At 58.2% G+C, this 11982-nt stretch carries 8 protein-coding genes and 1 rRNA gene; 5 read left to right on the top strand and 4 right to left on the bottom strand.

Going from position 1 to position 11982, the window contains the following annotated elements:
• The first annotated feature begins 121 nt into the window (after positions 1-121).
• Positions 122-460 carry a hypothetical protein gene (locus ACP7CZ_RS07645; protein WP_054896857.1) on the top strand — a complete coding sequence of 113 codons (339 nt, stop codon included), beginning with the start codon at positions 122-124 and terminating at the stop codon, positions 458-460.
• Between the two features lie 123 nt (positions 461-583).
• Here ACP7CZ_RS07645 and lapD read toward each other — a convergent pair whose 3' ends face one another.
• The gene (gene lapD / locus ACP7CZ_RS07640; RefSeq protein WP_294173378.1) at positions 584-2530 is read right to left on the bottom strand and encodes a cyclic di-GMP receptor LapD; all 1947 of its coding nucleotides are present in this window, start codon (positions 2528-2530) and stop codon (positions 584-586) included.
• A gap of 14 nt (positions 2531-2544) precedes the next feature.
• Positions 2545-3168, bottom strand: coding sequence for a cysteine protease LapG (gene lapG, locus ACP7CZ_RS07635; RefSeq protein WP_371264164.1), 624 nt, complete (start codon positions 3166-3168; stop codon positions 2545-2547).
• A gap of 318 nt (positions 3169-3486) precedes the next feature.
• Between lapG and ACP7CZ_RS07630 the strand changes: the two genes are divergently transcribed.
• The 4 genes from ACP7CZ_RS07630 (at position 3487) to ACP7CZ_RS07615 (ending at position 9647) form a co-directional block, all read left to right on the top strand.
• Positions 3487-4197 (top strand): GntR family transcriptional regulator, encoded by a 711-nt coding sequence (locus ACP7CZ_RS07630; RefSeq protein WP_096143747.1) that lies wholly within the window; start codon positions 3487-3489, stop codon positions 4195-4197.
• Between the two features lie 373 nt (positions 4198-4570).
• Positions 4571-5329, top strand: a complete 759-nt coding sequence (locus ACP7CZ_RS07625; RefSeq protein WP_054899075.1) for a DUF3050 domain-containing protein — start codon at positions 4571-4573, stop codon at positions 5327-5329.
• Positions 5326-6273, top strand: coding sequence for a diiron oxygenase (locus tag ACP7CZ_RS07620; RefSeq protein ID WP_034125398.1), 948 nt, complete (start codon positions 5326-5328; stop codon positions 6271-6273). The genes ACP7CZ_RS07625 and ACP7CZ_RS07620 overlap by 4 nt, the downstream gene beginning before the upstream one ends.
• The gene (locus tag ACP7CZ_RS07615; protein WP_294173386.1) at positions 6270-9647 is read left to right on the top strand and encodes an amino acid adenylation domain-containing protein; all 3378 of its coding nucleotides are present in this window, start codon (positions 6270-6272) and stop codon (positions 9645-9647) included. The genes ACP7CZ_RS07620 and ACP7CZ_RS07615 overlap by 4 nt, the downstream gene beginning before the upstream one ends.
• Before the next feature lie 63 nt (positions 9648-9710).
• Here ACP7CZ_RS07615 and ACP7CZ_RS07610 read toward each other — a convergent pair whose 3' ends face one another.
• The gene (locus ACP7CZ_RS07610; protein ID WP_034125396.1) at positions 9711-11591 is read right to left on the bottom strand and encodes a methyl-accepting chemotaxis protein; all 1881 of its coding nucleotides are present in this window, start codon (positions 11589-11591) and stop codon (positions 9711-9713) included.
• A gap of 274 nt (positions 11592-11865) precedes the next feature.
• Positions 11866-11981, bottom strand: a 5S ribosomal RNA gene (gene rrf / locus ACP7CZ_RS07605).
• Between the last annotated feature and the right edge of the window lies 1 nt (position 11982).

Below are 11982 nucleotides of genomic sequence, written 5' to 3'. Positions count from 1 at the left end.
GGCCGATTTTTTGGCCTACGGGTCGCTGGCCCTGGCGGACGGCGCATCGCATACTCACGCCCATACACGCAGCGTTGACCTATGCTGTTGAACGCCTGTGGCGCATTTTCGAGGGGTTGTTATGTTTTACGTGCAACGTGATGCACAGGGCGCGCTGGTTCGCGTAGAGGCCGCTGCCTTTACCGAATCCACTGAAACCCTGCCGGCCGATCACCATGAGATACAGGCCTGGTACGCCAACGAAGTGGTGGAAACCAGCCTGGCCCAGCTCAAGCAGAGCGACTTTGAGATGATCCGGGTGCTGGATGACTTGATCCAGGTGCTGACCCGCAAGGGGGTGATCAGCGTGACCGACCTGCCGCCGGCAGCCCAGGCCAAGTTGATGGACCGTAACCAGGCGAGGGAAGCGTTGGGTGGGTTGAGCCAGTTGATCGATGATGACGAGAAAGGATTGATTTAATCCAACCGCTCCTACCCCTGTAGGAGCGAGCTTGCTCGCGAAAAACTGAAATCGCCACGGGGCATCAGGTTTTGCGCGTTATTGTTGGCGATCTTCGCGAGCAAGCTCGCTCCTACAGGTGAATTATTTCCAGGGCGCGGGCTCGCCAAACAGTTGGCCCTGCACGCCGAAAATCCCCATCTCACGAATCACCTTCAGTTCGCCCTCGGTCTCTACACGTTCGGCAATCAACGGCAGGTCGATGCTATGGGCCGCTCGCTGGATGGCCTCGATAAACAGGCGCTTGTCGCTTTCCTGGTCGATGGCGCGAATGTAGCTGCCGTCGATCTTCAGGTACGCCAGGCCCAGGCGCGCCAGGTTGCCGATCATGCTGAACCGCCCACCGAAACGTTGCAGGCTGAGGGAGAAGCCCAGTTCGCGCAGGCGCTGGGTCATCTGTTCCAGCACGGGCTGCTCAGGCAGTTGCTCCTCACCAATCTCCAGGGTGAGGCGCGGGCCCAGGTTGCTGTGCTGGCGTAGCAGGTCATAAACGCGGTTCAGGGCCTGGGTATCTTGCAAGGTCGCGGCCGAAAGATTCAGCGCCAGGTTCTCGGTGTGGCTGGCCATCTGCTTGAGCACCTGCTCCAGCATCAGGCGGTCCAGGCGGGCTGACCAACCAAAGCGCTCAAGCCACGGCAGGAAGCGCCCGGCCGGTATGGTGTGGCCGTCTTCGTCCTGCAAGCGCGACAGTACTTTGTAATGCAAGACCAATTGCGGGTCCTGGCTGGCGACAACCGGCTGGAAGTACAGCTGGAAGCGCTGCTGGGTCAGGGCCTGGTCCAACAAGGTGTGCCAGGCATGGTGATCGTCTCCCACGCTGGCGGCGGCGCTGCGGTCCAGGCACACCCAACTGGTGTCGCCCTGCGCTTGGGCCTGGGCCAGGGCCTGATCGGCCAGGGTCAGCAGGGCTTGGGGCGCGTCGCCATGGCTGAACGGCGCCAGGCCGATATAGGCGACCGGCGTAACGTCACTGGCGCCGGTCGCTTGCAGGCTGAGCAAAGTGCTTTCCAGGTTTTGCGCCAGCTGCATCGCTTCTCCACGCATCAACCCCGGCGCCAGCACGGCGAACTCACCGCCACGAATACGGGTGACGAGGTTATGGGTTTCCGGGTACGGCGCGCACTGGCGCAGTAGTTGTTCGCCAACCGCTTGCAGTAACTGGTCGGTGCGCTGGCCACCCAGGCGCTGGTTGAGGCCGGCCAGGTCCTTGACCCGCAGCAGCAGAAGGTAGCCGGAGTTGGTCTCTTCCGGGTTACTGACGCGGGCGTTGAGCTGCATCTCGAAATAACGGCGGTTGGCGAGGCCGGTGAGGTTGTCCTGATAGGATTCGGTGCGCAGTTTTTCGCTACGCTCGGCCTGTTCCTGGAACAGCGCCTTGAGCTTTTCCACCATCTGGTTCATGGCCTGCACCACCCGCCGCAGTTCAGGCGTGCGGGGCAAGTCAGGCAGGCTGAGGAACTCGCGGCGGGCAATGGCGTGGGACTGTTTGACCATATAGTCCAACGGCTTCAATTGCCGGCGCAGCAGCAGCCCACCGAGCACCACGCTGACCGCACCGCACAAGAGCAACCAGCCCAGGCTACCCAGGGCGCTTTGCCAGAGCTTGGCCAGGGCGAACATCGGATGGCTGACCACTTCTACCCGTGCGGCCTGTTCCCAGCCACGGCTGACCAGGGCATCACCGCCCGCCGGCTCCAGTCCGATCAGCTTGACGAACCAGTTGGGCACGCCGTTGTTGTCGGGAATACCGCTGCGCTCGACGATGGTTTTGTCGGTGGCCAGGTCCACGACGCGGATGCTGGCATAGTAACCGCTGTCGAAGATCGAGCTGACCAACAGCTCCACCATGGCTGGGTCATCGATATTCGGGGTGAGCGACAGCGCCAATGCCGTCGCGGCATCCTGGGCGTGGGAGCGCAATTGGTTGACGTATTGGGTGCGCGAGCTTTCCAGGCTGACCATGAAGCTGCCGCTGAAGGCGACCACCAGGAACAGACAGATTGCGATCAATAGCTGTTTGAACAGAGACATCCGATCAGTTACTCCTAGTTGGCAGGCTCGGCTGGGAAGCCTTCCGCACGCATTTTTCTCAACACATCCTGCCAGCGCGACAAGCGTTTGGTATCACCGACTTTTTTGTTGCCTTTGGCACCAGGCAAGTACAACCCCTCGGCGTTGAATGAGTACACCGGGACCAGGTCGGTGCGACGGGTAGCCGGCAGGATCTCATCCATCAGGCTGTCGAGCACCAGTGGGACGGCGTCGGGGCTCGAATAATAAGTCAGGACCATGTGCGCCCGATTCTGCCGCAGGGCCTTGACGTAGGTAATGCGCAACTTGTCGCTGGACACGCCCAGGTGACGCAAACTGAAATATTTTGCGATGGCGTAGTCTTCACAGTCACCAGCACCTTTCCAGAGTGCCTCGACGGGCGTCTCCCAGTAATCCACAACGTGCCAGAGATCGATGTCTTCCACGTAGGTCATTTGCTTGTTGAAGAACAAATTGACGACCTTGAGCTGCTCCTGCTCGCTGACCTGTTTTTCGCTCACCAATAACCGCTGCCAGGCGTCGATACGCTGCTGGCCTTGACCCAAAGGCCCGTAGACGGCGGTAGCCTTGCGGCTGATTTGCGAGAAATCCCAATCGGCACGCAGCCCGCCGAGCATCAGGCCGGCCAGTAAAGTTGCTGATAAAAGCCAGCAAAGCAGTCGATAGGGATTAAAACTTACCGCCAAAATGTTCAGTCCGTGAAAGAGACGGAATTTCCAGGGATGGTGAAGCCTGGCCCTACAAAAAACAATGGCACAGTGCAATCATCGCAGGAGGCGGCGTTTTTATAACCGCCCTTGTGAGAGACACAAAGTATGCTGTGTAAGCACTTACAAACGGAAACTTTGGCTATTTGACAAGCACCTGGCCCATCTTTAGTGTTCTTTGGATCCAATTAGCCAGACTATTATTCAAGAAAGGAGGATAGCGCAACCGTGACGCAGAAGCCGAACCCATTAAGCAGCATCAAAATCAGCGGGCCTATTCCCGCCCATCTTGCGCGCTCCGTTATCGAAGAAACGTTGCGTAATGCCATCCTTGATGGGCGATTGCCCTGTGGCACCGCCATGCGCCAGCAAGAACTGGCCAGCCTGTTCGGCGTCAGTCGCATGCCGGTACGCGAAGCGTTGCGCCAGCTGGAGGCGCAATCCTTGTTGCATGTGGTGACTCACAAGGGTGCCGTCGTTGCTCCCTTGATCGAGGACAATTCGGCCGAGACCTATGCCCTGCGCATGTTGCTGGAGTCCGAGGCCCTGCGCCTGTCGATTCCGTTGCTCACCGACGCGGACCTTGCTCAAGCTGAGGCCTGTATCAACGCACTGGAAAGCGAGAAAGACTACACCGAGATTGGTCGGCTCAATCGCCTGTTTCACATGGTGTTGTACGGCAAGGCGCCCAACCAGCGGCTGCTCACTTTGGTCGAGCACGGATTGAATGAGGAGGAGCGCTTCCTGCGCTTCAACCTTGAGGCGATGGGGCTGGGGGAGACTTCCCAGGAGGATCACCGCGAACTGCTGAGCCTGGTAGCGCAGAGGAAGGTCGAGGAGAGCATCCTGACGCTGCGTAACCACTTGATGCGAGGCATGGAGGTGATCGCGACCTACCTCAGCGGCCTTGAGAGCGCCGAAAAAAACCCCACTCAGTAGGTTTTTTCGCTTTTGCCCTTGATCCTTAGGTGATGTAGCAACTTTCTTATCAGGGATTGTTGCTCCATCAGAAAAAACAAAGAACCAAATCATAATTAGAGCCGACTCAGCGCGCAGCAAAATCCCACGTATAGCTGGGGAATCACCACACACATAAATATCGGGAAAAACATCTAATACATTTGTATACCGGTTCAAACATTCAACCAGCTTATTATCTTTTCCCAGCAAGACACACCTTTCCATCCACTGCGTCTGCCTAGTGCAAGGGCCTCGCCGTGCGCGTGGGCGCGCTCAAGTTACTCTCGCACTCACAACTATAATATTTCAACACTGCTTTTAGAGCACTCGCAACAACTCATAGGCGTCAACCATGTACCCACATTCACTCGCGCAAAAAAAACGACAACTTTTTGATCATCCGTTATTTATAGAAATAACCAGCCTCGGCAAGTTACAACACTTCATGAAACACCATGTATTTGCTGTCTGGGATTTCATGAGCCTGACCAAACGCCTGCAACAGGACCTCACTTGCATGCAGTTGCCCTGGCTCCCCTCCACTGACCCGCACGCTGCCCGCCTGATTAACGAAATCGTGCTGGCGGAAGAGTCGGACGAGCACCCGACGCGGGGCTATTGCAGCCACTTCGAGCTGTACTTGGACGCAATGACGGAAGTGGGCGCCAGCACGGTCGCAATCACTCGCTTTATCGACCTGCAAAGCCAGGGAGTGGAGGTAAGCGCAGCCTTGCAGATGATCGATGCGCCCCAGGGCGTAGTCCGCTTCGTCGACAGCACCTTACAAATTGCCCTGAGCGCTCCGACCCACTGTGTGGCGGCGGCGTTCCTGCATGGCCGAGAGTGTGTGATTCCGTCAATGTTCGAAAGGCTTTTGCATAGCCATGCTTTCATAGGTCGGCAGGCCCCTACGCTATGTCACTACCTCAGCCGCCATATCGAAATAGACAGCGATGATCACGAGCCCGCGGCGCAACAGTTGCTACAGCGCCTGGTCGACGCAGACCCCAGTCGCCAGCAACAGGCCGATAACGCCGCCCTGGGCGCCGTGCAGAGTCGTATTACCTTCTGGGACGACGTACTGGCCTCGATGCAAGAGGTACGTCCGTGAACGCCGCTCATTACCAATCCTTTGCCGACGACTGGGAGCGTCGCGCAACCATCCGCACACGCCCCCGGCGGATGTTGGAAGACGACGACAAACTCATCTTCCCCCTGTGCCGTCAGCCTCTGGTGCTGAGTGCAACCTTTCTCAAGCACTGCCCGCAATGGCGCGACTTCGTGCTGGTGCAAAGCTTCTATAAATTCATCAATGACGTGGTGATTTTCGAAACCGAGATCGTCGACAAAACCGCGCGCAGCATCGCTAAAAATCGCTTCTCCCTGCCCTTCCCGCTCGCCTGCCGCTACGATGCGATGACGGTCGTTGTCGACGAGGATTACCACGCGCTGGTCGCGCTGGATTTCCTGCAGCAAGCCGTGCAGATGACCGGAATCCAACCGCTCGATCTACCCGGGCAAATTGAATTGGGCCGCGCGCTGCCGGCAGCCCAGGCACAGGTACCGGCATACTTGCACGATGCCGTAGAGTTGATCGGCGTCGCCATCGCTGAGAACACCGTCACCCATGACGTCGCAGCGTTTTCCAAAGATGGCAGCGTCAAATCCTCTGTCCGCGGCCTGATGGCCGATCATCTGTTTGATGAAGGGCGGCATGCGCGGTTCTGGACACAGTTGGTGCGCCTCTACTGGCAATCGGCAAGCTCTGAAGATCGCGACCACATTGCTCAAGCCCTGCCCGTGTTCCTGACGCACTACCTGACCAACGACCTACAGAAAGACTTCGATCTGCAACTGATCGAACACTTGGCTATCAGTGCCGATACGCGCCGAGCACTGCGCGACGAAATCCAGGCGCTGGACTTTCCCATCACCCCCCAACATCCGCTGCTGGCCAATATCATGGGCCTCCTGCACCACAGCGGCGTACTGCAAACCCCCAGCGTGGCACGAGCCCTGCGCGACTACCTGCCCGTATCGAGGAGGTTGGCATGAGGCGCTTGCAGATCGAGTGGCGTGGTACCGGTAACGCTCTGGCGGCGCTCAGGCAGGAGCTGGAGCAATATGGGCATGTGGCAGGAACGGGGTCTGTGGATCTGGTTATTGAAGACGGGAGTCAGCCGCTGCCGCCCTCGCCCGCCAGTGCGCCATGGTTAAGCTTGCGCGTGGGTATCGGCCCGCTCTGCGAACACGGGCTGCCCTCATTACAGTTACGCTGCTACGACCGGGAGCGGCGCCTGCTGACGGTGCACGACGTTGCCCGGGAGCCCAGCGGTAATGGGCAGCGGTTGCGTCAGCAGGCAACGAATGCAGTGGTGGAGTGGGCTGCTTTGTTGGTCTGCGGTTTTTCAAGAGACCCCGCTTATTTCTCGGCAACGGCCGCTGCTAACGCCTGGCCTGAACAGGGCCTGCAAGAGCTGGATGCCTTGGCTTTCATGCACCGGTTCAACCACACGGCGGCCCCTGCCTTACTGCACGCGGCCCGAACGCCCATGATCGAACGGCTGCAGGCCAGCCTCAATACCTTCGCGCATCGAACAGTGCTGAACATCGCCGGTCATGCGCTGACTTATCGGCAGCTCCAGCAACAAGCCATGGCTATTCAACAACGCCTGCTTCCCTTGCTGGAGGATGCCGAGGCTCCACAAGTGGTCGGCGTATGCCTGGAGAAATCTGCCGAGTTGTACGCCAGTATTCTCGCGGTGCTTGGCTGTGGCGCCGTGTATTTGCCGCTGGTGCCTGACCACCCGGAGCAACGCCAGCACTGCATGCTGACCAGCCTCAAGGCCTGTGTGCTGCTGGAGAATGGCCAGCACCCATTGCGAGAGCGTTTCGTTTCACTTGATGTGAGCCAGGTGGCCGCGCACAGCGCCGACATGACGCAACCGCTGATGCACCGTCACCCCCGTGCCGACGAGCCGTGCGTGGCACTGTTCACCTCGGGTACGACGGGCCAGCCCAAGGGGGTACTGCTGAGCCAATACAACCTGGCGCATTTCACGGCCTGGCTCGTCAGTTGCGTGGCGTTGGATCAACACAGTCGCGTCCTGCAATTTTCGCCACTGGGCTTCGATTCTTCACTGATCGATATTTTCCCTGCATTGATCGCCGGCGCCGAGTTGATTGTGCCCAGCCCAGACCAGCGTCACGACCCTCAGCAACTGGTAGAACTGATTCGCAAGCAACGCGTCACTCATGGGTTTGTGCCACCGGCACTGCTCAGCATCCTGCCGCTGGATCAGCCGTTGGGCATGACTCATTTACTGACCGGAGGTGATTTCTGCGAGCCCTGCGTGATCGAACAACTGGCCGGTCAATGCCAGTTGCATAACCTCTTTGGGCCGACCGAGGCCACTGTGTTGGCGACCCATCGGGTATTCCAACGAGGTGACAGCCATCGCAATATCGGCCTCCCCATCGCTAACAGCCAGGTGCTGATTCTCGACGAGAACCTGCAGCCCGTGGATGAACAGGTAATGGGCGACTTGTACATTGTCGGTCCCGGAGTAAGCCTGGGTTATTCGAATACACTCTCGCGGGCCGACAATCCGTTCGTGGCGCTGACACTGCCAAATGGCCAAGTGCTACAGGCTTATCGCAGCGGCGACTTGGCAAAATGGACGCAAGAGGGCATCGAACTGGGCGGCCGCAGGGATGAGCAAGTCAAGATCCGCGGGTTTCGAGTTCAGCCTCAGGATATTGAACAGTGCTTGCGCGATAGTCGCTTGTTTCGCCAAGTGGCAGTGGTGATCGATACGGCACACAGAGTCATCGGCTTTGCCGCCCAGCCGGAATCTGGCGCTACGCTGGCAAGCCTGAAGGAACATGCTCGACAGTGGTTGCCGGTGCATATGCAGCCCAGCGCTTGGAGCGAACTGGCATGCATGCCCCGTTCGAATAACGGCAAGATCGATCGCAAGGCCTTGCTGGCCATGCCAATACCCATACCCATCGGGATGGATCGCTGTCGCATACAAGACCCTTTGCAGGCACAACTGGCTGACGTGTGGGGTGAGCTGCTGGGATTACCCGCAGGCGAACTCTCGATTGATGAGAGTTTTTTCAACCTCGGTGGCCACTCCATCCTGTTGTCGACCCTGTTGCTACGCCTGCGCGAGCAGTTTGGCCGCAGCTTCTGCCTGAGCCCCTTTTTTGAGACGCCGACCATCCGCACATTGGCCGCACTCATGGATGGCAGTGCACTGCCGGATACACCATCCAACCAGATGGAACAAGATGCGACGCGAGCACTGGAGGTCGAGATGCTGCCCGAGACCCTTGCGGGAGACTCGCGCAAAGCCATCGTCACCGGCGCGAACAGCTTTGTCGGGGTTCATATTGTCCAGGCACTGCTGACTGGCGGGGCGCAGGACGTGGCGTGCCTGGTGCGCGAGTTGCCCGGCCATTCGGCAGCGACAAGGTTCGCCCAGGCATTGCGTGAATACCGCTTGGAACATCTGGACCTGAGCCGAGTACAGGTATACGCCGCCGATATTCGTAAACCTCGCCTGGGCTTGGCCGACGACGTGTACGAGCACCTCGCCCGTCATTACGGCGTGGTGGTGCATAACGCCGCGCAGGTCAATCATGTGATGGATTACGCCTCACTGGCCAAGGACAACGTCGAGCCGGTGCTGGAATGCCTGCGCCTTTGCGAGACCCATTGCAAGAAGGTCCTCAATTTCATCTCGACGCTGTCAGCCTGCAGCAGCGTGGACGTCGACGGGTCCGTGCTTGAAGCGCCTGCCCGACGCGCACTGCCGCTCTATGTGAAAAATGGCTACAACCTCTCCAAGTGGGTAGCCGAGCGGCTATTAGGACGGGCAGTCGAGCAAGGGGCCTGGGTCAATATTCATCGGCCGGGAAATATCAGCTTCAACAGCCAGAACGGCGTTTGCCAGCCACAGAAAAACCGCTTGATGTTGATGCTCAAGGGGTCTCTGCAATTAGGGATGGTCCCGCGACTGGACGTCAATTTCGATCTGATGCCGGTGGACTTCCTGGCGCGTTTCATCGCCTACCACAGCGTGCGCTTTGACCCTGGGCGAAACGTGTTCAACCTGCACAACCCACTGCCCTTGAGTTGGGACCAGTATCTCGACGCCTTCAGCGAGGCTGGGCACGCTTTTGACCGAGTAAGCATTGAACACTGGCAACGGGCGCTGCGCAAAGTGAGCCGCAATAACGCGTTGTTCGGAGTGCTGGGCTTTTACCTGGACGGACTGGGCGAGGACATCGGTGACACATCGATGATCCGTTACGACAATGCCCGGTGGGGCGTGGAAAAAATGGGCATGTGCTATCCACCCAAGAGCCAGGCGCTGTTACGCAAAGGCTGCGACTATCTGAGCGCTATCAGTTTCCTCTGAATAGCACCCTGGACGTGAGACCAAGCGATCGGAGCGAGAGGCCTCGCTCCGATGCGGTCAGGATCAGATCTTGAAGCTATCGACCAATTGCTTCAGTCGGCTGGCCTGCTGGGACAGCGCATCGCAGTCCTTGAGCGTCTCGTTGAGGTTGGCCACACCCTGCTGGTTCAGCAAGTTGATCTGGTTGATATCGACGTTGAGGGTTTCAACCACGGCGGTCTGCTCTTCAGTGGCGGCCGCGACGGATTGGTTCATGCCATCGATCTCAACGATACGTTGCGTCACGCTGACCAGACGCTCACCTGCCTGGTTGGCGACTTCGACGCTTTCTTCGCTGGAAGCCTGGCTGGCGTTCATGGTGGTCACGGCTTCGCGCGAACCCACTTGCAGCGAAGTGATCATCTTGTGGATTTCTTCTGCCGACTCCTGGGTACGGTGCGCCAAATTGCGCACTTCATCCGCCACGACGGCAAAACCACGCCCTGCTTCGCCAGCACGGGCCGCTTCGATCGCCGCGTTTAGGGCGAGCAAGTTGGTTTGCTGGGAAATGCCTTTGATCACATCCAGGATGTGTCCGATGTTATCGGTACTGGCATTAAGGGTTTCGATCTGAGTGCAGGACAGGCTGATCTTTTGCGAAAGCTCCGACATCGCCTGAATGGTTTGCTCCACCACTTTACGACCATCGTCAGCTTGTTCGCTGGCACCACTGGCATGCTGGGACGCGTCAGCAGCGTTGCGCGCGATTTCCTGGGTGGCGGCCCCTAGCTCGTTGATGGCTGCGGCCACGCTGTTGGTACGCGCGCTCTGTTCGTCAGAACCGATGATCGACGCATTGGATGAAGCCATCACACGCTGGGACAAATCGTGCACCTGGCGCGTTGCCGAAGACACCTCGGAAATCGACGCGTGAATTCGCTCGACGAACTGGTTGAATGCGCTGCCGACCTCGCCGAACTCGTCTTTGCTGGTCACGTCGAGACGTCGGGTCAAATCACCTTCGCCTTGGGCAATGTCCTGCATGGCCACGCCCATGGTGGTCAACGGGCGCAACAGTACTTGAATCAACAGGCTCAGGAGCACCGCAATAGCCACAACGGCAATCAACATCGCAATCAAGGCCGAAGTACGGAATTTGCCCAGCGGGGCATAGGCTTTTTCTTTGTCGATCGAAAGGCCGATGTACCAGTCAGCGCCAGGCAAGCCGCTGATAGGCGTGAAGGAAAGGATGCGATCCTGACCGTTGAGGACAACGTCCTGATTGAGCTTCTCAATGCGCACGTTGGTGCCGGGATAGATGTCCTTGAGATTCTTCATCACTTGGTCCTGGTCCGGACTGACGATGACCTGGCCATCACCGCTGACCAGGAACGCATGGCCGATACCACCGAAGTCTACCGAGTTGATGATCTTCACCAGTGTCTGCAGGCTCAGGTCACCACCGACAACACCCAACAACTCGCCATTCTTTTTCACCGGCATGGCAATTGTCACGATCTGACCGCCCACAGCCGCCATATAAGGCGGAGTAAGCATGGTTTTGTCCGCCACTACTGCTTGCTTGTACCAAGGGCGCTGACGGGGGTCGTAGTCGTCAGGCATCTTCGCGTCAGGGCGCTGTGTGAATACCCCATTGGTTTGACCTACATAGGTGAACTGGAAATTGGTGGTGAATGCTGGCTGATCGACCAAACCTGGGAGGTCGGCGGCGCTGCCCTGGTGGGCAACGTTCTGCGCCAGGTTCTCGAGGACCAGGATGCGACCACTGAGCCAGTTCTGCACACTGCTGGCGGTGAGCTCGCCGGATTGCTGGATGGACGACGTAAGGTTTTGCCTGATGGTGCTGCGCTGCAGGTAGTCGTTGTAGAGGGTAAATAACGCGAAGGCTAAAACCACGACGCCTGACGCGGCCAACAGAATTTTATGACTGAACTTGAGATTCATTTCATCGACTTCTTTTGCCAAAGGGGGGTGAGCGTGCCGAGTGGAACATTCCATGTATCGGGATAGGCGGACTCTGCGGTCGCTCTATTTCGGTGCACGCATGGCTCGTCAGGCTTTCGGCCAAACTTCGACAAATCTTAGGAATTTGTGAGAAGCATCTTCTTTTAACGTAGGAAACCGACAGGCGGTAGCCGTAAGGCAGATTTGCTGCGGTGGGCCGCCCTAAACGACAAAACCCCTGTCTGCGTTAGCAGACAGGGGTTTCGGAATTCAATCTTGACGATGACCTACTCTCACATGGGGAAACCCCACACTACCATCGGCGATGCATCGTTTCACTGCTGAGTTCGGGATGGGATCAGGTGGTTCCAATGCTCTATGGTCGTCAAGA

The organism is Pseudomonas sp. DWP2-2, from assembly GCF_049897065.1.
GTDB classification, from domain to species: domain Bacteria; phylum Pseudomonadota; class Gammaproteobacteria; order Pseudomonadales; family Pseudomonadaceae; genus Aquipseudomonas; species Aquipseudomonas paracarnis.
Note: the sequence above shows the minus strand (reverse complement) of the source record. Positions and strands in the feature narration are given on the sequence as shown.